Below are 21,599 nucleotides of genomic sequence, written 5' to 3'. Positions count from 1 at the left end.
ACGGCCACTACCACCTCAAAGTAGCGTGTATACCAATTTCACCACTTGGGCATTTAACGCTGCAAAGATATTTTTTTTCTCTCAAAAAAGAAAGATATCCCTAAAAAAATAGATGAGAACCCAAGCCGGATCGGAAAATATAGATTACCTCTACCCCTCTGCCCTCACCTCACTCCAAACAGTTCGCGCAACACAATGAGTCTTTTCACAAGCCTCATTCATTACCCTATGAAATATAACAGCCACACCTTTTTCTTCTATACCCTGTTGGCAGGAATATATTTCACTATCCGGCATGATCTCGTGTTCATACACGATCTCCAATTCTCTTAATTCATGATTTTTCAAAAAATCAAAAGACAACGAATTGGTCACCCATCCGACATAAGTAGCCTGTGTCACATGTTTATTAAAATCGATATTATCATAAGTAGCAACGAAATGACGTCCAGATTCATAATCGGAAGGCACATCCTTGGTATTCAAATCAAAACCAAGTTTCCTTTCAACCCCTTCACAAGATTTAGCCGCCTCTATCACAATCTCCGGCAAACGCACGGGACGACGACGTGCCAAATCTATAACCATCCATTCGGAAGTTGCCCGTAACAAAACCTCACCTTCCGGTGTCATCATTTGAAAATCCCGAAGAGCAAATAAACGATCGATACCGGACGGCCAAGTTTCCAGAATAACGGTATCACCTTTCAACGGCATACGCGACACCACGATATGCAATTTATGTAGCATCCAGGTCAAGCCCTGCGCATTCAGGGTCCCTACATCAAATTTCAGCAACAATGTCTGCTCATTGGCAATATCATTAAACAAATCACATAATGTTTTCACGAAGAGCCTCTCCCTTAAATCGGTGTAATGCGTACAAATCTTTATTTTATCAGTATGCTTCAACATCTTATATAACTTTGGTTTATTAATTACAAATCAATTACACACGTTCCGGATTTCAGATTATGTTGACTTCCGGTTCCAGCCAAATACCAAATTTCAAAAAAACAGATTTCTTTATCTCGTTAGCCAAATGGGCAACTTCAACCCCATTTGCCCCTCCTTTATTGATCAATACCAACGCCTGTTTATCATGAACCCCGGCATTTCCAATACCTTTCCCTTTCCATCCGGCAGCCTCAATCAACCAACCTGCGGCCACCTTCACACGCTCTTCATCTACCGGATACAAAGGAAGTTGAGGATAGCGTTCCAAAAGAGTATCTGCCTGCTCCTTGAGAACCATCGGGTTTTTAAAAAAACTTCCCGCATTAGGCCATACCTTTACATCGGGCAATTTGGTATTACGAATACGAATCACAGCCTGCCGTACATTTGCTAACGACAACTCACCTAACCGCTCCACCTCCTCCCGAATGCTCCCGTAATTCAAATTAAAATGAGGTTGTTTCGAGAAACGAAAAATAACATAAGTAATGATAAACCGATTTTTCCATTCATGCTTAAAAATCGAATCCCTATACCCGAAACGACATTGGTCGGCATGAAATCTAACGACCTCTCCCGCCTGCAGGTCGATTGCCTGTACTCCGGATATAACCTCCTTTACCTCGACTCCATAAGCTCCTATATTCTGAACAGGGGTAGCTCCGACATGTCCGGGAATCAACGACAAATTTTCTATTCCGTAATATTCGTGTTCAACTGCCCAAGCCACAAAATCATCCCACACAACACCACTTCCGACCTGAACGCTCACCTCATGCTCATCCTCCTGTAGAACAGTATATCCTTCCATTAGCGGATAGAAAACAACTCCGGAAAAATCCGTCGTAAACAAAAAATTACTACCTCCACCCAAGATGATAATTTCTTCCGGATCCAACTCGTAGTCTGTAATAAATTCTAAAAGCTCTTTCTCCTGATCACTTTCCACGAAATACTTACAAGCCGCATTCATACCAAATGTATTGTGCGCTTTCAAATTATAATTCTCCCGAACTCTTATCATTTATTTTTCATTTAAATTTATATCAGCAATACGGCAAAGGTAAAATATATCACAAATAATTCATTAATTTTGTCTGTTTAATCTACACTCATATGCTGCAATTACCAACTCTCTTTACTGAACGCATGAACCAGTTTCTCGGACAAGAAGCCCCGGATTTCTTTGAAGCTTTAAACGAGGCATCTCCTGTTTCCATTCGATTGAATCCTCGTAAACGAGTTGCCCCGCAACCCTTTCAAGACCTGTTCGACACTCCTGTCCCCTGGTGCAACAATGCATATTACCTGAAAGAGAGACCTCTATTTACTTTAGACCCTTTCCTACACGGGGGAGTTTACTATGTACAAGAAGCATCTTCCATGTTTCTCCAAACAATCCTTCAGCAAATTACGGGCCATAATCCATTGAGAGTTTTGGATTTATGTGCAGCCCCCGGAGGAAAATCCACCTTGTTAGCCGCAAACCTCCCACAGGATTCCCTATTGATTTCAAATGAAGTTATTAAATCCAGAGCCATAATTCTAAAAGAAAACATGATTAAATGGGGATACGACCATACGATAGTAACCCAAAGTGATCCCCATCAATTTTCCTCTTTCACCGGAGCCTTCGATCTTATTCTGGTAGATGCCCCCTGTTCGGGCGAAGGTATGTTTCGTAAAGACCCCAAAGCTATAGAAGAGTGGAGCGAAAACAACTTACACCTATGCGAAGAGAGACAAAAACGAATTCTGTCGGACATTTGGAACGCTTTAGCCCCCGGAGGATATCTGATTTACAGTACATGTACTTATAATCCGGGAGAAAATGAAAAAATACTGGAATGGCTTCTAACCCGTTACAATGCCACATCTATAGAGATACAACACCCTTTTAATGAAATTACAAAAGCCCCGTCTTTTGCTCATGGATACCGTCTCTATCCCCATCGCCTGAGAGGAGAAGGACTTTTTATAGGAGTAATTCAAAAAAATGACGGAGAAAAATTTCAAATCAAAAAAGAAAAACGGACGAATAAAAACAAAGAGATCAGCCTCCCGAAAGAAATCAGTACCTATCTGCAAGATTCTAATCTTTACTACGCCTATCAGAAAGGAGACACCATCGGAGTCATTCCCCGAAAGCATGCTGATTTTATTCAACAATTATCTTCCCGAACAGGTATATTATACCAAGGGTGTGAATTAGGCGAAATTATAAAAGGAAAAAGCAAACCGACACATGCTCTTGCTCTATCTCCGGTATTGGCAAAAAACAATATACAGATACAGGAGGTAGATTTACAAACAGCGATTCAATACCTAAAAAAAGAAGAGATCCGTTTTGAAGCCCCTCAAGGAGAATGGATTCTGATATCCTACCTCTCTATTCCTTTAGGATGGGTGAAAGAAGTAGGGAACCGGATCAATAATTATTATCCTAAAGAATGGAGAATCAGAAATTTTTAATTAACGATCCTGTTCTGCCGAACAATAACGTTTGATAATATTGTAAGAGTCCGTAATTCCCAACTCCCCTGCTTTACTAAGATCGGCATTGGCTTGGGCCTTATTTCCCTTATAAATATATAATAAACCTCTATTATAATAGGCTTCGGCGATATCTTTATCTTTTTCCAATAATTTCGTATATAAATCAATAGCCTCATTCACTTTCCCACTCTTCGCATAAACATTAGCAATATTAAACATTGCAAAAACAAAATCAGGATCAATTTCCAAACACTTGTTGTAATCTTCCAGTACCGTGGAGTAATCGACAACCCGTACGACCTTTTTATCCTCCCCGACAACCCGGGAGGTTTTCTCTTCCACGGACTCTATGTAATCATACATCTTCATCCGGGCTCCCGCCAAATTCAATCGGGCAAATAAATGATTCGGATCTCGCTCCAAGATCGCTTTGAAGTCTTCTATCGCATCAGTATATCTTCCGAGTTCCAGGTAAAAACCACCCCTCAACAAAAAGGCTTCTATATCTTTTTTATCCCGTCCTATACGCTCCGACAAAACCCGTATTTGAGTATCCAAAAATTCTGAAGGGAAATGGAATTTTTTATCGGATATAGTTAATGCCGGATTATAATTATGAGACTGATTATAAGCCATAATATGCTTATTGAAATACTGTACCTTACCCTTCCGTAAGGTATCTATATCCAAATATTGTACCAAAAATACGTCCTGCAATCTTATAATTACCTCCTTATCCTGCAAACGACCGTTGATAACGTCTTTTATCCTGTCCGTACGGGAATTGATATCTATCAGTCTTCTGAAATTCTCCGTCGTATCAACCAAAGCATTCTGATCCCCGTCTTTCATCTTTTTATAACGATCCAATATCTCTGCCGCCTTGTATTGATCTTTCTCTGCCTCTGCATAATCATGTTTTTTTGAACTTACCATGGAACGAGCCTGATAAGCTTTTACAAAATCAGGGTAGAGCGAGATACTCTCCGTAAAATCATAATAAGCACCATCCAAATCCCTTATCTCCATTTTCAACAACCCCCGGTTAAAATAGATTAGAATATTATCCGGATTCATCTTCAATACCTGATCAAAATCTTCAATCGCCCGATTGTAATCTCCCACTTCTGCCCGTAACAAAGCCCGGTTATAGTAAGCATAAGCATAAGTACTATCTATTTGAATCACCGTGGTGTAATCATCCAAGGTCTCTTTGTATTTTTTCATTTCATACCAAGCGTATGCCCTACTCATCAATATCCTCTTATTTTGAGGATTTATCTTCAATGCCTGATTGTAATCTTCTATGGCATCATGATATTTCTTCTGCTGAAATTTCAAATATCCCCTCAAACCGTATGCCTCATCGGAAAACATATTCAACCGGATTGCGGCATTACAATCCGCGATAGCACCATCAACATCCTCAAGCTTATCCCTCATAATCGCCCTGTTCAGATAAGCAGCTAATAGTTTATTATCAATAATTAAAGCCTTCGAATAATCTTTTTCCGCCCCTTTATAATCTCCCATATCAGCCTTCGTTATGGCCCTGTTCGCATACACGTATGCATCTCCTGGATTGATAGAAACAGCCGTATTATAATCCTCCAAAGCCTGTTCGTATTTTCTCAGGTTATGCCAAGCAATACCCCTATACAAAAAAGCGTGAAAATAATTCGGATTCAGATCTATCGCCTTCGTGTAATCCTGAATAGCCCCTTCGTAATCTTCCAGATTCAGCTTTGCCAATCCCCTGAAAAAATAAGGTTCAGACAGATAAGGCTTTACCCGTATGATATTATTAAAATTTTCAATGGCACTCACGTAATCGTCAAAATAGATAGCACTTTGCCCCATACGCATCATATTCGTCGTATTCCATTGAGCGGACACACTCAATCCCCACCAACAAAAAAATATAAGGAAGGCAATTTTTTTCATTTTCTGCTCCTGTTGTCTATTATTTCAGGCCTTAAAGATAATAAAAAAAAGGGATGCACAAAGCCTCCCTTTTCTTTATGATTAAAATCTTATATTAATAATCATTTCTCTTATCTTCCTTAATATCAGGTATAAATTTCCAAGTAGCAGCATAAACACGAACTCCGTATTCATCCGTACCGCTACCACCGGTTGTATAATATCCGAAACCACCTACGGCAAATCCCACACCCATAGTCACATTAGCCGCATAATAAGAAAGGTCTTCCATCTGATGCCATTGGTCGCGGTTATGATTGTATCTCCAAACTGTTCTCGGAGAAGTTCCTCCCATTCCCGTAGCCACATAAGCATAAGGTTGTCCGTCTTTTCCCTTATCAGAAACAAACGTGATGGCATAAGCACGAGGAATACGGTCATAATCCTTATCCTGTTTTACATCCGGTTTATTCGTCAATGCTCCCATCGGAGTCCATGTTTCCGTGGCAAAATCAAATTTACTCATATCGCGCAAAACTCCTGCACCATCCGTACCTAAACAAACATAAGCATAACCTCCCACAACGAAAGCAGACGCACCGTAACGCTTATCCCCGATAAATCCACTTTTTCCGTCCAAAATCTTCCACTGTTGTCCGGCAGCAGCCGTCGGATCAAATTTATAAAAATCTTTGTAGATGAGATCCTGATTATTTTCACGATTACGGCCCGTACCCACATAACCGTATTTGTCATTAGCAAAAGCAACAGCATCCCGGCATTTAACAGGTAAATTATCTATTTGACTCCAAGACCCCTTTCCTCCGTCGGCAACCGGATCAAATACCCAGAAATCATCATAATATTTAAGTGTAGTGGTATTTGTGTTTGATCTATAACCTGAACCTACATATGCTTTATTTCCGATAACAAAAGCAACGGCAGCATGACGAGCCTCACCCGGAAAATCGTTAATCCGCGTCCACGAACCACTCGTGTAGTCGAATTTCCAAAAATCCTGATACTCCGCATCATTATTACCGTATCCTAATCCCACGTATGCGACATCGTTAATCACAAAAGAAACAGCTCCCAAACGATCGGAACCTGCAAATTGAGAAGCCTTTGCCCAGTCACCCAAATGGTCGTCATCTGACCCACAGGATGCAAAGAAAAAACCTAAAATAGCTAGAACTAAAAAATTAAATGTTCTCATACTTATTTATTTACCTATTGTTTATTGTTATTTTCTAACTTTTTTAAATCACGCTTTTATCCCTTACTCAAAAAAAGGATAGGCAAAACTACACATTTTATCTACAAATCCAATAAAAAAACAAGTGAAATATATCTTGTTATTCTTTTTTACACTTTATTCCGATAAAATACAATCGCTCTTTTCGGTTTTTTAGAAAATAGTTATACCTTCGCATTCTGTTAATTCAAAATAAAACTACAACATGAGAATATTCTTTCTGATAGGCTTTTTCTTTATTGCATTATATGCTTGTGACAATGATTTAAATACCATCGGGGAAAATTTAATTCCGAGTACGGGTTACGTGGAAGTACGGAAATACAATATAGACAAGACTTCCACCATACGTTTGGACTCTTTCCCCACCTCCAGCCTTCCCTATATGATCATGGGATCGATTAAGGACGATTTCACAGGCAGAACGACAGCGACACCTTATTTCCACCTGATAAAAACGGGGTATGAAAAAAACTTGGATTTCGAGCGGGAATACGTTTACGACTCTTTGACCTTACATTTTAAGTACAATCAAATCATTGCCGGAGATACCACCCAACACCAAACCTATTATTTATACAGGCTAACAGAATTTCCTGATTTTGACTATCTTAATCCTTTTTTCTACAATACAGATTCGCTTCCCCGGGCAAATACGCCTATCTCTACTTTAAAAGTTTACCCGCAAAAGGAGTATCTGTCCAGAGCTTATTTTAAAGTAGACGATGAATTGGGGAAAAAACTTTTTGACTTGATGCGGGCAAGAGATACCGTTTTTAACAACGGATTGGATTTCTTACGCTACTTCAAAGGTTTATCCATTGTTTCCGATAAAGAAAACAGTAACCTGATCTCCATTGACGGTACCTCGACCAACCTATACCTACGTTGTTACTATCATTTCGGAGAGACTAAATACTGGTTTGATATTCCGGCAATAGGATCATCCGGTAGTTTTTATAATTTCACCAATTATAAAAACGATCCTCCACAAGAATTGGCCCACGTAACCCAAACCGATTCTTTACAGTACGTAAAGGGCGGTTTAGGGGTAGTTCAGGGACTGAACGGATACATGCTGAAGCTTAATTTACCTTTTATCAAAAATATCGATTCCTATCGAACCATTAGCCGGGCCGAAATAGAATTGAAACCCTATTTTAATGTATACTCCAAAGTGCCGGATGCCAAACAATTGGGAGTATTTGTGTCAGACCGGGAAAATGGATTAAAAGGGGTACTCTTAAACGGAAGCGGAAAACCGGTTTACGGATACCTATTCCAAAATTCGACGAACGTAAACGATCGTAAATACACCATAGACATCACGGATTATTATAACAGCCTGGTAAGTGGAGTTCCACCCATTGATCAAAATATCCATTTACTGTTAGGACTACCCGGTACATTACGTTCGCAGGATAATATAAATCTAATGGAAGGAAATATCAGCAGTTCATTTAATCGTGTAGTACTGGAAGAAGTTCCGGTTTTACGGATCTATTACACACAATATAAATGATAAAGCAGTTATCAAATATGAATTTTATGAGAAAAATAGTTTTTAGTATCGTCATATTTCTTTGCTCAATCAGTGCATTCGGCCAAAACAATTCAGGAACTCCGTACTCCAAATACGGACTGGGACTCTTCCCCGACAACTACGGTCCTTACACGGCCATGGGTGGTGTATCCGTTGCCATGCGCGACAACTATAATATCAATTTCATGAATCCGGCTTCTTATACAGCCTTGGATACACTCCGTTTCTATTTTCAACTTGGGGTCAGCGGAGAATATGTCGATATTTCAACAAACAAGGAACACTCCAAATACCAAGTTGCACAGAATGCCTCCATAAATATGGCTTTCAGACTGTATAAAAAATTATTTATGTCTTTCGGTTTCAATGAAAAAAGTGATATCGGATACGACATTCTGTATAACAATGAAGTAATCGGTGATCCGAGCATGCGTTTCCTTCAGCACATCGAGGGTGAAGGAGGTTTAAATGAAGCCTATCTCGGCTTGGCCTATCAATTCGGGAAGTTATCCATCGGAGTAAACTCTTCCCTGATATTCGGTAAGGTGGAAGAACGTCAAACCTTACAAATATTGCCTCTCGGTAGCGGATATTATCTAAAGACCCGGACACAAATCGATATTTTCGATGCACTTTTCACGATGGGAGCTCAATTACCGTTACAATTAAACAAAAATTCAAACCTGACTTTAGGAACCAGTTTCAATTTCGGAACCAACTTCCACGGGAAAAAGACGTTTGAAGCCTATAAGATCAGTATGACGAACGGAACCCAAACTCCTATTAACGATGAAAAATGGGAAGACGGGAATATTCACTATCCTTTTAAAATGATTATCGGTACAACCTACGAGTATAAAAAACGATGGTTGTTTTCCGGAGATTATACTTTCCAGAACATGTCTCAATATCAAGAATTTGGCGGAGAAAGAGTGTATAAAAATTACCATAAAGCTGCATTAGGGGGATATTTTCAACCGGATGCAACCGGACGTCATTGGTGGCAACGTAACAAATATATGGCTGGTACGTATTTTACTAAGTCCCATATCGATTTGAACGATCATACCATCAATACCTATGGGATCACAGTCGGATCTCAAATTCCGGTTCGACTTCGGACACAAGAATTAATGTTGGGCGTTGCCTTCGATTTCGGTATGAGAGGGACCCGTTCTAACAATTTGATTCTGGAAAAATATGCTAAAGTAAGAATTAATATTGCTTTCAAGGAAAGATGGTTCATGAAAAGTAAGATTAATTAGTAATTAAAAAGTTTATATTGAAAAACCCAAAACATGAGAAAAATTTTATTCACTTTTGCAGTTGCAGGTTTAGCACTTGTAGCATGTAATAACCAAAGCGGTTACACGGTAACCGGAAACATTGAAGGTCTGAAAGAGGGTAAGGCCTATATGGTAAATGTAGACAACGGAAAGGTAGATACATTAGCCTCCTCCGATATCAAAAATGGTAATTTTGCCTTCAAAGGCAATGTCAAAGGTATAACCGCGGCATTTATAACGGTACAAGGTCAAAGAGGTGGACTGCCCATTTTCTTGGAAAACGAAAAGTTCACGGTAAAAATAAATCCCATGAATCCCATGGAGACCAGCGTAAAAGGTGGAGCAGCCCAAAAGCTAAGCAATGAATTTAATGACATTCAACTCGAAGTATTCAAGCAACAACAAACGCTGAATCAAAGCTATATGCAAGCTCAACAAGCTCAAGACCAAGCCAAAGCAGACTCTATTGTCAATGTATACAATAAATTGGTCGAAAAAGCAATGGCAAAAGAAGATTCTTTGATCAAAACAAACCCGGATTCTTATGTATCAGCTCATATGGTTGCCGCCATGGTAGGAGAAATGGAGCTGGATGTATTAAAAGGAAAATACGCTTTACTGGGAGAAAATGCCAAAGCAACGATTCCCGGACAAAAAATTGCCCAACACATTGCCAAACAAGAGAGTGTAGCGGTAGGACAAATAGCCCCGAATTTTACTCTTGATACTCCGGAAGGAGGAACTATCTCGCTATACGATATCAAAGGGAAAGTGAAATTAATCGATTTCTGGGCTTCCTGGTGTGGACCTTGCCGGCAAGAAAATCCCCACGTGGTGGCTCTTTACAAAGAATTCCATCCGAAAGGTCTTGAGATCATAGGCGTATCATTAGATAATGACAAAGCAAACTGGGAAAAAGCGATCAAAGACGACGGGTTAACCTGGTATCAGGGTTCCGATCTGAAAGGTTGGCAATCAGCAGTAGCACAATTATACGGAGTGACGTCCATACCTCATACCGTATTATTGGATGCGGACAATAAGATTGTCGCCAAAAACTTAAGAGGCAACGAATTAAAAGCAAAAATTGCCGAGATGCTAAAATAATTGTTTTTAACAATCATTAGAAAAGAAGAGGGTAAAAATAAGTTTATGCCCTCTTCTTTTTTGTTACTTTTGTTCTATGCAGGAAAATAAGAAACACGTATCCTGTCGATAATGATAATTGGTAAGTATAAATTTTATGTACAAGATTTTTCTGAGTCTCGTAATCTGTCTTTTTATCTCTCACGCGCTTTGGGGACAAGATGCTATCGAAAAGGTGGATTCTATCCTTTCGACAATGACTTTGGATCAAAAGATCGGGCAATTGTTTATGATTGCCGCTTATAGTAACAAAGATGCCGATTACGAAGAAGAGTTGGAAGAAACCATCACTAAATATCATGTCGGAGGAATCATTTTCTTTCAAGGTTCTCCTATCCGACAAGCTCTTTTGACCAATCATTTCCAACAGCTATCATCCATTCCGCTATTGATCGGAATGGATGCGGAAAGCGGTCTCGGCTGGAGAATTAAGCAAACCATGGAATTTCCGAATCAAACACTACTGGGAGCGATACGTGATAATAATCTTATCTATCAAATTGGACAATCGATCGGAGAAGATTGCCGCCTGTTAGGAGTTCACGTTAACTTTGCCCCGGTTGTCGATATCAATACCAACCCCAAAAACCCGATTATAGGCATACGTTCTTTCGGTGAAAGTAAAAAAAATGTAAGCCAAAAATCCATTGCCTACATGCAAGGATTGAGTTCTCAAAACATCATGGCGGTAGCTAAACATTTTCCAGGCCACGGAGATACGGATGTCGATTCGCATTTAGCCCTCCCGTTAATAAAATTTCCAATAGCACGTCTGGATTCTGTCGAATTGTATCCTTTTAAAGAGATCATTGAAGCAGGTGTCCCCGGAGTAATGGTTTCCCATCTGAACGTCCCCGCCTATGATTCTACGAATCTCCCTGCCTCCTTATCCTCCCGGATCGTCACGGATCTCTTGAGAAATCAACTTCATTTTGAAGGATTATGTTTTACGGATGCGATGAATATGAAAGGAGTAACATTCGGAAGGACCAAAGGTAAGGCAGACTTATTAGCCCTGATGGCCGGTAATAACGTACTCCTGTTTCCGGAAAACATTGCCGCCTCGGTCAGGAAAATAAAAGAAGCTATCAAGCACGGTAAGGTTAGCGAAGAGCTCATTCACGAACGATGCAAACAAATTCTGTTGGCAAAAGAGAAGTTCGTCACACCTTTCCTGCATCCGATTGATACGACCCGACTTATCCAACGCCTGAACACGCCACAAGATTCGGGAGTCTTGCAAACAGCTTACGCCAAGGCGATTACATTAATAAAAAACAATAACCTTTTACTCCCCTTCACGAAGCTGGATACGTTACGTATCGCCTCATTAAATTTTGGCGATAGAAAAGCGACCGCTTTCGAAAACATGCTTTCGAACTATGCTCCGTGCGATCATTTTTCCATAAGTAATGAAGTTTCTTCGGAAAAAATACAACAACTACTCCAAAAATTAGCTCCTTATAACTGTATTATCATATACAATAGTGCCGCACGAAACAGCATGGCCCGGCAATTCGGAGCCTCGTTACAATTATCGGATATCATCAAAAAATTAAAAGGGAAACGTCTTGTCCTGTGCCATCCGGCAACTCCCTACGGGGTCGATCTATACAGTTACCTCCCCGTAGATGCAATACTTATCAGTTATAGTCACGATATCCCGGCCCAAGAATTTTCAGCTCAGGCCTTATTCGGGGGAATTCGCGTAGAAGGGAAATTACCGGTCAGTATTAATCTCAGCTATCCCGCCGGAACCGGTTTAACGACACCTAAAATCCGACTGGGATACCATCACCCCATTCTGAGCGGAATGGATAGTTTTGTACTACAAAGTATCGACAGTATCTGTCGGGCCGCCATACAAGAAGAAGCAACTCCCGGTTGCGAGGTACTGGTGGCAAAAGACGGATACATCGTCTATAATAAAGCTTTCGGACATCATACCTACCAAAAGAAAAAATTAAACCAAACAAATGATATTTACGATATAGCCTCCATAACAAAAATTGCGGCTACCCTTCCTGCCACAATGATGCTCTATGACGAAAAAAAAATAGCGTTGGATTCACCGATCTCCTGTTACTATCCTCCAATCATACAAACGAACAAGGCAAATATTACGATTAGAGAGATTCTCCTGCATATGGCCGCCTTGAAACCGGCCGTTTCTTTTTTTTATCACGCTATAGATAAAGAAAAATTATCCGGTCGCTTGTTCTCTTCGCGGCGGACAAAAGAAAATTGTCAGAAATTACGGGATCGCCTTTACCTGAACCCGCATTTCAGCTATCGAGACAGTACGTTCTGTTATGAACCCCGAGAGGATTACACGCTAATATCTCCCCATTTCTATATTCATAAACAATTCCGGGATTCCATCCATGAAATTCTATTGAATAGCGAATTATTGCCGCAAAAAAAATACACGTACAGCGATATCGGATTCGTTCTTTTAAAAGATATTCTGGAGTCTCAGACGTCAACTTCCTTCGACCGCCTTTGCAAAGAACAACTATTCAAACGTATCGGGGCAAATAACACGGCGTTTCAGGCTTATCGCACCCTCAGTACGGAACGCATCGTACCTTCAACTGAAGATCAAGTTTTTAGGAAATCCCTCCTGAAAGGATATGTCCATGACCCGATTGCCGCCTTACTAAACGGTATATCCGGAAATGCAGGTCTTTTTTCCAATGCCGGAGACCTGGCCAAAATCATGGCAATGTACCTGAATTACGGCGAATACGGAGGAGAACGCTTCATAGACTCAACAACCGTAGCCCTTTTCACAAGTACCCAATTACCCGCGAAACAAAATCGCCGGGGATTAGGTTTTGACAAGCCAGAACAAGATGCCTCCAAAACCAGTCCTGCCTGCGAAACGGCCCCCTTATCCAGTTACGGACACAGTGGTTTTACAGGTACGATCGCCTGGAATGATCCGGATAATAAACTGATATACATATTTTTATCAAATAGAACATTTCCCAATGAATATAATGATAAACTTATGCAAGAAAATATTCGTACTAAAATCCAAGAGGTTCTTTACAAGGCATTATTAACACCGACACAAGCACCCCTCTCCACCCCTTAATTACGGAAATAATTCTTTATATTTAGAATGATTTTAAAATAGCTGAAAGCGTTCCATATGCCGGAAAAAAAGGTACTTTTGTTGACGCAAAAGAATTTAAATAGTTATCAATAAATAGACTTAATTATGAGTAATTTCTTAACATCGTCGATCGGGAAAAAGATCATTCTGAGTTTATCGGGTCTTTTTCTTATTGCGTTTTTGTGCATTCACTTGGCACTAAATCTACTTTTAATCGTGGATAATAGTGGTGAGTTATTTAACATTGGAGCTCATTTTATGGCAACCAATCCATTAATCAAAATCATTGAACCGATTTTGGCATTAGGATTTATCATTCACATCGTATTAGCCTCCATCTTAACGCTCCAAAACAGAAGTGCACGTCCCGTCAAATACGATTTACGGAACCAAGCAGGTAACTGTACCTGGTCTTCCAGAAATATGTACATTCTGGGAGGATTGGTTTTAATCTTTTTGGTCGTACATCTTTGGAACTTCTGGTGGAAAATTAAGTTTGCAGGAGATCCTCTCTTGACAGAAATCAACGTGGATGGAGTAGCCATGGAAAACACTTACGCTCTGGTAGCAGGATTATTTAAATCCAGCATTATCTACGGTTTGATTTATATTTTAGGCGGTGTATTCTTAGGTCTTCATCTCACCCACGGATTTTGGTCAGCATTCCAATCCATCGGTTTTTGCAACCAGATTTGGAGAAAAAGATTAGAATGTCTTGCTAAAATTTTCGCGATTATCATTGCCGTAGGATTCAGCATTATCCCACTCTATTTTATTTTAGGCTTAGGCGGTAATTAACGACCACTAAGTTCCTATGAGAAATCTGAATCTAAAAATCAAAATTAAAAATTATTCGTTATGACAGAATTAAACGCAAAAATACCTGCAGGACCGTTAGTAGAAAAATGGTCAAACCATAAAGCTCATATTGGTGTTGTCAGTCCTGCTAATAAAAGGAAATTAGATATTATTGTCGTAGGTACCGGACTTGCCGGTGGATCTGCAGCCGCCAGCCTTGCTGAGCTTGGCTATAACGTTCTCTCTTTCTGTTATCAGGATTCTCCTCGCCGGGCTCACTCTATTGCCGCACAAGGAGGTATTAACGCAGCAAAGAACTATACAAACGATAACGACTCCGTTTATAGATTATTCTATGAAACCATCAAGGGAGGAGACTATCGGGCTCGTGAGGCTAACGTGTATCGTCTGGCAGAAGTAAGTAATGCCATTATCGACCAATGTGTGGCTCAAGGAGTTCCTTTCGCCCGTGATTACGGCGGTCTCCTGGCAAACCGTTCTTTCGGTGGTGCTTTGGTTAGCCGTACGTTCTACGCCCGAGGACAAACCGGACAACAGCTATTGCTCGGCTGTTACGGGGCCATGAATCGTCAAATCGAGAAAGGCCAGATTAAAGTATATAACCGTCATGAAGTTTTGGATGTAGTCCTTGTTGACGGAAAAGCAAGAGGAGTTATCGCCCGTGACTTGGTAACCGGTAAAATCGAACGTTTCGGTGCACATGCCGTTGTTCTGGCGACCGGAGGTTACGGTAACGTATTTTTCCTTTCGACAAATGCCATGGGATGTAACGGAAGTGCCGCATGGCAAGCTTACAAACGAGGAGCATTTTTTGCAAATCCTTGTTTCGTACAAATTCACCCGACCTGTATTCCGGTACACGGAGAACAACAGAGTAAACTGACTTTGATGTCCGAATCATTACGTAATGACGGTCGTGTTTGGGTTCCGAAAAAAATAGAAGATGCTAAGAAATTACAAGCCGGAACATTAAACCCGAACGACATACCGGACGAGGACCGCGACTTCTATCTGGAACGCCGTTACCCGGCATTCGGAAACTTAGTTCCTCGTGATGTGGCCTCCCGGGCCGCCAAAGAGAGATGCGATGCCGGTTTCGGAGTAAATAATACAGGAAAGGCTGTATTCTTGGATTTCAAATACGCTATCGATCGTTTGGGAAAAGAGACCATCGAGAAACGTTACGGAAACTTGTTCCAGATGTATGAAAAGATCACGGCTGTCGATCCCTATAATAACCCGATGATGATCTACCCGGCCATTCACTATACAATGGGAGGTCTTTGGGTTGACTATAACCTGATGACAACCGTTCCGGGTTTATATGCCATCGGAGAGTGTAATTTCTCCGATCACGGAGCCAACCGTCTGGGAGCTTCTGCTTTAATGCAAGGTCTGGCTGATGGTTATTTCGTACTGCCGTACACCATCGGTGATTATCTGGCAAAAGATATTCAAACACCGAAAATCAAAACCAATACACCCGAATTCGATGAAGCAGAGAAACGGGTAACCGATCGTTTACGTAAGTTATACGATATAAAAGGAAGTAAATCTCCTGATCATTTCCACAAACTATTAGGACATATTATGTGGGATTATATCGGAATGGCCCGTGACGCGGAAGGTTTACAAAAAGCAATCAAATTAATTGCCGAACTAAAAGAAGAGTTTTACAAGGATCTTCGTATCACCGGAGAATTCACCGCGATGAACAATGAGTTGGAAAAAGCCGGACGTATAGCTGATTTCTTAGAGATTGCCGACCTGATGGCTCACGATGCATTGGATCGTAACGAATCTTGCGGTGGACATTGTCGTTTGGAATCCGTTACGGAAGAAGGTGAAGCAAAACGGGACGATGAACATTACCAATATGTTTCCGCGTGGGAATATAAAGGTGAAAATACAGCTCCTGAACTGCACAAGGAACCCCTTGTATTCGAAAATATTGAAGTAACCCAACGCTCTTATAAATAATGACAATTTAAATTGTAGGCATCGACACAAATGAACGACCTGCAATTTAGCATTTAAAACAAAATTGGTTATGGCAGATAAAATATTAAAAGAACTAACTCTGAAGATCTGGCGTCAAAAAGATGCTAAATCCAAAGGCGGGTTTGAAACATACAAAATCCATGATATCTCTACCGGCACTTCATTCCTTGAAATGTTGGATATCCTGAACGAACAGCTTGTAAGCGAAAATAAAGAACCGGTTGCATTTGACCATGATTGCCGTGAAGGTATTTGTGGAACGTGTAGCTTGTTTATCGACGGCCGTGCTCACGGACCAGACGATGACGTGACGACTTGTCAATTGCATATGCGCCGTTTCGAGGATGGAGCAACCATCACGATCGAACCCTGGCGTTGCGGAGCCTTCCCCGTAATCAAAGACCTAATCGTTGACCGTGGAGCATACGAGAAGATCTTACAGGCAGGTGGATATGTATCCGTGAACACGGGGGGTGTTCCTGACGGTAATGCAATTCCTATTGCTAACGAAAAAGCAGAAGAAGCAATGGATGCAGCAGCCTGCATAGGCTGCGGAGCTTGTGCTGCAACCTGTAAAAACTCTTCGGCCATGCTTTTCGTGGCTGCCAAGGTTTCACAACTGGCATTATTGCCTCAGGGTAAAATCGAAGCGGCACGCCGGGCTAAAGCCATGGTTGCCAAGATGGACGAACTCGGATTCGGAAACTGTACCAACACGGGAGCCTGTGAATCCGAATGCCCCAAGAGTATCTCTATCGAGCATATCGCTCGACTGAATAGAGAATACCTGAAAGCAAAATTGAAAGACTAAAATAAAAACCGCCTCCGGGCGGTTTTTTTTTACCATTCAACCGGTCTCCCATCAAAATATTTTTGCAGTTAAACGTGATTTTATAGCATCATAAACGACTAATAGGGCAAAACACGATAGATATGGAAAAACATCTACTGGAAAAAGAATTTACAGCCCTTGTCGAAGAACATCAACGAATCATCTATAAGGTTTGCTATATTTATGCCGAAAACAAAGAGCATTTAAGCGATCTCTATCAAGAGACCGTTTTCAATTTATGGAAAAGCTTTCCTAATTTCCGTTACGAGAGTAAGGTCTCGACTTGGGTATATCGCATCGCATTAAACACCTGCCTCTCCCTTTTCCGGCGTTTTTCCCGAAAGCCCAAAATACTGCCTCTCACCTCAATTCTGGATATTATGGAGGAAGATAACGCGACAACGGAACTTTTACAAGAACTATACTTTCGAATCAATCGATTGAACGATTTGGAAAAGGCTTTAATATTACTCTACCTGGAAGAGAAGTCATACCAAGAGATAGCGAACATCACCGGTCTGACAATCACCAACGTGGCCACAAAGCTAAACCGCACCAAAGATAAGTTGAAAAAAATGTCGAACCTTTAGATCATACATCATGGAACTGGAAGAATTAAAAGCAGATTGGAAAACACTTAATGAACGCTTGGAACGATACGAGTTTATCAACAAGCAATTGATGAAAGAGACGATCTGTAGCAAAGGGAATACAGCTTTAGAGAAGTTACAAAACATAGAAATATTCAGTACGATCCTGTGTTTCGCCTCGACCCTATTTTTAGCGGGTATCCTGCTGTTTAAACCGACACCATTCATTATTCAAATTAATATTATCATCGCCGGAATAATCACTTTCGGAGGCGTCATATGGTGCTATAGAAAATACTGTTATTTATCCCGAATCGATATTAGCAACATGAATATCCTGTCAATCAAAAAACGAATAGACACCTATAAATCGTGGATATTCAAAGAAAATTTCTTCTTCTATCTTATTCTTATTCCCGTAATTAATATCATTTACCAAAAAAAAGAGGCATTCTCTTCCAAGGCGCTGATCTTTTATGCCATTACGCTGGTCTTAATTACGATAGCATTAGAGCTATTTATGTTGTCTCGGCTCCGTAAGCAGATGAAACAGATCAACAAAACGCTTACGGAATTAAAAGAATTTGAAGAAAAATAGTTTCTTTTATGACAGATAGCTTGTAAATTTGCCACGACGAAAACAAACGATGAAATTATTTTACAGAGAAATCGGACAGGGAGATCCTTTGATTATTCTTCACGGCTTATGGGGTGCCTCGGAAAACTGGCTTCCCATTGCCCGTTTATTAGAAAACCGATTCAGGGTAATCCTGCCGGACAATCGCAATCACGGACAATCGCCGCATTCGGACGAAATGAATTACGATGCGATGAGTGATGATATCATAGAATTGATCGAGTCCTTGCAATTACCGGTACGCCCCTGCATCGCCGGACACTCCATGGGCGGAAAAATAGTCATGGCCATACTCATGAAAAAACCGGAACTTATCCGCAAGGCCGTAGTCATCGATATCGCTCCGATCGCCTATACCTCTTCCGACGGAGGACGGCATAGTAAAATCATCGATTTCATGTCTGCCTTCAACCTTCGTTCGTATCAAACAAGAGAAGAGATAAAAAACGCTATTGAATCCCGTTTCAAAACACCCCAATCCCAGCAATTGTTTTTGAAGAATATTCGGAAAACAGAAAACGGATTCGAATGGAAAATCAATCATGAATCCATACAAAAACATTTTCAGGAAATCAGCGGCTGCCCTTCCCGTCTCCCCCTGTCGCAATACACTCGAGAGATCCTTTTCATTAAAGGAGAACATTCCGACCTTATCCCGACGGACAAGACTTTCTTGTATGAACAATTTCCGGCTGCCCGCTTCATTCAAATACCCGATTGCGGGCATTGGTTACATAGCGAACAGCCGGAAAAATTAGCACAAGCCATTAAAACATTTATTCTCCCCAAACAAAGGCTTTCGTCACATAACTAATAGCCTGGATATTCCGATCGGCATTGTTATCGTATCTTCCGATCCCCGGCTCATACAAAATGGCTGACAATCGTATCTTATAAACCTCTCCTTTAACCAAAGCAGACAATCGATTCTCTACCTTTCCTTGTGTTGCTTCCGTTATATTCAACTCTCCCGTTCCGGCCAGCACCTCGCTCTTGAAAAACGGATTATTAGCATCTGAATTTTTATCCAACACCTCAACCTGATAATATATATTCGACTCTTCAACAGGAGTCCAGGTAATATCTATACCCGTAGAAGTAGACGTAGGCCTCCATTCGGCCTTCAGGTCAAAGGTGTGCTCCGGAATATTCGTATCATACAAACTTTCATCGAATTTCACATTCCATTTGGAGCCGATCTTACAATAAAACCTTACCCGATCGCAGTTCCCGGTGAAATCGATATTTTTCTGGTAGACCAAACTTCCAAGATAACTCCCCCTGTCCAACAGGATTTGTCCTCCTTCCGCATCCGACACAATGGCATAAGCCTCCCGGACGGAACCGTTCCCGCTTATCTTAAACTCTAATGTTTTTCTCCAAATCCTCTCATCACTTAAATATTGATTAACCCAGTAAGCATCCCCACTCAAATCTTCCAGATAAGAAAGTCCCTCGTTGTATTTGCGTTCACCCCATCCGTCATGCAAAGACAATATACCTTTTCCACACCCCAGTACATTCCATGTATTTTCTTTACCGTCATTATCAGTTATTCTCAAAGCATTATTTTCCAGGTCTTTCCATTTACCGGCAATCGAATCTTTCAAACCGCTATATTCCACACCTATCAAATTACCATTATTATCAAAACGAATCACTTCCAACACGTCATTTGTCCGATAGCCTAACTTATTACCGATCCACCCGTTATAATACCAATTCTTACCCGTAAGATCATTACGATTTAACACAAATTCTTTGTCGTCACTATCACTACACGCACCCAAAATAAATAAAGTGATAAAGGCACCTAAAATTCTCATGTTTCCCATTTTTTACTACATTAATTTCTATTCTTCGAATCAAAATTACATTTTAAAGCGAAACTCACGCTAAGATTATGCATTTTTAATATCTTTGTCTTCATACAATAATTATGCCTAATACAAACAGAGAAGATGTTGTACCCGTTAAAATTTCACCCGATTCTAAAAAAAACTCTTTGGGGTGGTCATAAACTGGCCTATAAAAGCGAGAATCACATGGAAACCGAACATATAGGAGAAAGTTGGGAAATCTCAGCCGTACAGGAACGCATATCCGTGGTATCTAACGGGTTTCTGGCAGGAAATGATCTTCAGGAACTGATCGAAGTATATATGGGGGACCTGGTAGGAGATCATGTATATGAACAATTCGGTATTGAATTCCCGTTACTTATTAAATACATCGACTCCCAGGCCAATCTCTCCATTCAGGTTCACCCCGATAATGCCACGGCTAAAGAAAGGCATAATGCCTACGGAAAAACCGAAATGTGGTACATTGTGGATGCCGAAAAAGAGGCTTCCCTGATTTTAGGCTTTAATAAGCCCGTGGACCAATCGGAGTATTTACAAAAATTGCACCAAAAAAAGCTCCAAGAGATCCTAAACGTGGAATATCCCCACAAAGGAGATTGTTACTTTCTCCCTTCCGGTCTGGTTCACTCCATCGGAAAAGGATGCTTTATTGCAGAAATACAACAAACCTCAGACATTACTTATCGAATCTACGATTACGACCGTAAGGACATAAACGGAGAACCGAGAGAATTACACACGGAACTGGCAACGAACGTTATCGATTACAACTATCACCCGAATCATAAAATCCGTTATACGCCTAAAGACAACGAATCCGTACAATTAGTCGATTGCCCTTACTTTACGACGAACTTACTCACGTTCGACAAAAACATAGAAAAAGAATACATTCGGTTGGATTCTTTTGTTATCTACATGTGTCTGCAAGGGAAATTCACCATCACGACAGGAGAATCCGATCCCGTGGAGGTAAAACAGGAAGAAACGGTACTCATCCCGGCCTCTCTCAAAAACCTAACCCTATATCCCGACGAATACTGTAAGGTCTTAGAAATTTATATTACAAACTGACAATTGTAGATTGTAAATTAATTTTTGATTTACGATTTATGATTAAGATTCTGA

General features: G+C 40.6%; 17 protein-coding genes. 12 read left to right on the top strand and 5 right to left on the bottom strand.

Features of this window, described 5'->3' with window-relative positions:
* Window positions 1-150: 150 nt before the first annotated feature.
* On the bottom strand, window positions 151-915 hold the full coding sequence (locus QZR76_RS13555; RefSeq protein WP_294143340.1) for an acyl-ACP thioesterase domain-containing protein: 765 nt from the start codon (window positions 913-915) through the stop codon (window positions 151-153).
* Between the two features lie 52 nt (window positions 916-967).
* Window positions 968-1,978: a UDP-N-acetylmuramate dehydrogenase gene (gene murB, locus QZR76_RS13550; protein WP_294143341.1), complete on the bottom strand. Its 1,011-nt coding sequence runs from the start codon at window positions 1,976-1,978 to the stop codon at window positions 968-970.
* A 95-nt stretch (window positions 1,979-2,073) separates the two neighbouring features.
* On the opposite strand from murB, the gene QZR76_RS13545 reads away from it, so the two are divergent.
* Entirely contained in the window at window positions 2,074-3,429 is a 1,356-nt protein-coding gene (locus tag QZR76_RS13545; protein ID WP_294143339.1) for an RNA methyltransferase, read from the top strand.
* Here the strand turns inward: QZR76_RS13545 and QZR76_RS13540 are convergent, their stop codons facing one another.
* Both QZR76_RS13540 and QZR76_RS13535 read right to left on the bottom strand, forming a co-directional pair.
* Window positions 3,430-5,397, bottom strand: coding sequence for a tetratricopeptide repeat protein (locus QZR76_RS13540; RefSeq protein WP_294143338.1), 1,968 nt, complete (start codon window positions 5,395-5,397; stop codon window positions 3,430-3,432).
* Window positions 5,398-5,491: 94 nt separating this feature from the next.
* Window positions 5,492-6,592: a hypothetical protein gene (locus tag QZR76_RS13535; protein WP_294143337.1), complete on the bottom strand. Its 1,101-nt coding sequence runs from the start codon at window positions 6,590-6,592 to the stop codon at window positions 5,492-5,494.
* 244 nt (window positions 6,593-6,836) lie between these two features.
* Here QZR76_RS13535 and QZR76_RS13530 point away from each other — a divergent pair, with 244 nt between their 5' ends.
* From QZR76_RS13530 to QZR76_RS13485, 10 genes are all read left to right on the top strand, one after another.
* Entirely contained in the window at window positions 6,837-8,153 is a 1,317-nt protein-coding gene (locus tag QZR76_RS13530; protein ID WP_294143336.1) for a DUF4270 family protein, read from the top strand.
* Window positions 8,154-8,179: 26 nt separating this feature from the next.
* On the top strand, window positions 8,180-9,439 hold the full coding sequence (locus QZR76_RS13525; RefSeq protein WP_294143335.1) for a hypothetical protein: 1,260 nt from the start codon (window positions 8,180-8,182) through the stop codon (window positions 9,437-9,439).
* Between the two features lie 33 nt (window positions 9,440-9,472).
* Window positions 9,473-10,567, top strand: coding sequence for a TlpA disulfide reductase family protein (locus QZR76_RS13520; RefSeq protein ID WP_294143334.1), 1,095 nt, complete (start codon window positions 9,473-9,475; stop codon window positions 10,565-10,567).
* A gap of 136 nt (window positions 10,568-10,703) precedes the next feature.
* Entirely contained in the window at window positions 10,704-13,706 is a 3,003-nt protein-coding gene (locus QZR76_RS13515; protein WP_294143333.1) for a glycoside hydrolase family 3 N-terminal domain-containing protein, read from the top strand.
* A 126-nt stretch (window positions 13,707-13,832) separates the two neighbouring features.
* Complete coding sequence (locus tag QZR76_RS13510) at window positions 13,833-14,525, top strand: succinate dehydrogenase cytochrome b subunit (RefSeq protein WP_294143332.1); 693 nt, start codon at window positions 13,833-13,835, stop codon at window positions 14,523-14,525.
* A 60-nt stretch (window positions 14,526-14,585) separates the two neighbouring features.
* Window positions 14,586-16,526 (top strand): fumarate reductase/succinate dehydrogenase flavoprotein subunit, encoded by a 1,941-nt coding sequence (locus QZR76_RS13505; RefSeq protein WP_294143331.1) that lies wholly within the window; start codon window positions 14,586-14,588, stop codon window positions 16,524-16,526.
* Between the two features lie 70 nt (window positions 16,527-16,596).
* On the top strand, window positions 16,597-17,358 hold the full coding sequence (locus QZR76_RS13500; protein WP_041502929.1) for a succinate dehydrogenase/fumarate reductase iron-sulfur subunit: 762 nt from the start codon (window positions 16,597-16,599) through the stop codon (window positions 17,356-17,358).
* A 122-nt stretch (window positions 17,359-17,480) separates the two neighbouring features.
* Complete coding sequence (locus QZR76_RS13495) at window positions 17,481-17,969, top strand: sigma-70 family RNA polymerase sigma factor (RefSeq protein WP_294143330.1); 489 nt, start codon at window positions 17,481-17,483, stop codon at window positions 17,967-17,969.
* A 10-nt stretch (window positions 17,970-17,979) separates the two neighbouring features.
* Window positions 17,980-18,567 (top strand): hypothetical protein, encoded by a 588-nt coding sequence (locus tag QZR76_RS13490; RefSeq protein ID WP_294143329.1) that lies wholly within the window; start codon window positions 17,980-17,982, stop codon window positions 18,565-18,567.
* 49 nt (window positions 18,568-18,616) lie between these two features.
* Window positions 18,617-19,420 carry an alpha/beta fold hydrolase gene (locus QZR76_RS13485; RefSeq protein WP_294143328.1) on the top strand — a complete coding sequence of 268 codons (804 nt, stop codon included), beginning with the start codon at window positions 18,617-18,619 and terminating at the stop codon, window positions 19,418-19,420.
* Here QZR76_RS13485 and QZR76_RS13480 read toward each other — a convergent pair.
* Entirely contained in the window at window positions 19,383-20,432 is a 1,050-nt protein-coding gene (locus QZR76_RS13480) for a hypothetical protein (protein WP_294143327.1), read from the bottom strand. The two genes, QZR76_RS13485 and QZR76_RS13480, sit on opposite strands and share 38 nt — an antisense overlap.
* 135 nt (window positions 20,433-20,567) lie before the next feature.
* Between QZR76_RS13480 and QZR76_RS13475 the strand changes: the two genes are divergently transcribed.
* Window positions 20,568-21,545: a type I phosphomannose isomerase catalytic subunit gene (locus QZR76_RS13475; RefSeq protein ID WP_294143326.1), complete on the top strand. Its 978-nt coding sequence runs from the start codon at window positions 20,568-20,570 to the stop codon at window positions 21,543-21,545.
* Window positions 21,546-21,599 lie beyond the last annotated feature (54 nt).

This window comes from uncultured Sanguibacteroides sp., from assembly GCF_900543425.1.
In the GTDB taxonomy this organism is placed as follows: Bacteria; Bacteroidota; Bacteroidia; order Bacteroidales; family Marinifilaceae; genus Gabonibacter.
This window is presented reverse-complemented; position numbering and strand designations above follow the sequence as displayed.

Excerpts from the sequence above, each read along its gene's own strand:
- QZR76_RS13555 (WP_294143340.1), bottom strand. The coding sequence starts at position 915 with ATGTTGAAGCATACTGATAAAATAAAGATTTGTACGCATTACACCGAT.
- QZR76_RS13545 (WP_294143339.1), top strand. The coding sequence starts at position 2,074 with ATGCTGCAATTACCAACTCTCTTTACTGAACGCATGAACCAGTTTCTC.
- QZR76_RS13540 (WP_294143338.1), bottom strand. The coding sequence starts at position 5,397 with ATGAAAAAAATTGCCTTCCTTATATTTTTTTGTTGGTGGGGATTGAGT.
- QZR76_RS13535 (WP_294143337.1), bottom strand. The coding sequence starts at position 6,592 with ATGAGAACATTTAATTTTTTAGTTCTAGCTATTTTAGGTTTTTTCTTT.
- QZR76_RS13530 (WP_294143336.1), top strand. The coding sequence starts at position 6,837 with ATGAGAATATTCTTTCTGATAGGCTTTTTCTTTATTGCATTATATGCT.
- QZR76_RS13525 (WP_294143335.1), top strand. The coding sequence starts at position 8,180 with ATGAGAAAAATAGTTTTTAGTATCGTCATATTTCTTTGCTCAATCAGT.
- QZR76_RS13520 (WP_294143334.1), top strand. The coding sequence starts at position 9,473 with ATGAGAAAAATTTTATTCACTTTTGCAGTTGCAGGTTTAGCACTTGTA.
- QZR76_RS13515 (WP_294143333.1), top strand. The coding sequence starts at position 10,704 with ATGTACAAGATTTTTCTGAGTCTCGTAATCTGTCTTTTTATCTCTCAC.
- QZR76_RS13510 (WP_294143332.1), top strand. The coding sequence starts at position 13,833 with ATGAGTAATTTCTTAACATCGTCGATCGGGAAAAAGATCATTCTGAGT.
- QZR76_RS13505 (WP_294143331.1), top strand. The coding sequence starts at position 14,586 with ATGACAGAATTAAACGCAAAAATACCTGCAGGACCGTTAGTAGAAAAA.
- QZR76_RS13500 (WP_041502929.1), top strand. The coding sequence starts at position 16,597 with ATGGCAGATAAAATATTAAAAGAACTAACTCTGAAGATCTGGCGTCAA.
- QZR76_RS13495 (WP_294143330.1), top strand. The coding sequence starts at position 17,481 with ATGGAAAAACATCTACTGGAAAAAGAATTTACAGCCCTTGTCGAAGAA.
- QZR76_RS13490 (WP_294143329.1), top strand. The coding sequence starts at position 17,980 with ATGGAACTGGAAGAATTAAAAGCAGATTGGAAAACACTTAATGAACGC.
- QZR76_RS13485 (WP_294143328.1), top strand. The coding sequence starts at position 18,617 with ATGAAATTATTTTACAGAGAAATCGGACAGGGAGATCCTTTGATTATT.
- QZR76_RS13480 (WP_294143327.1), bottom strand. The coding sequence starts at position 20,432 with ATGAGAATTTTAGGTGCCTTTATCACTTTATTTATTTTGGGTGCGTGT.
- QZR76_RS13475 (WP_294143326.1), top strand. The coding sequence starts at position 20,568 with ATGTTGTACCCGTTAAAATTTCACCCGATTCTAAAAAAAACTCTTTGG.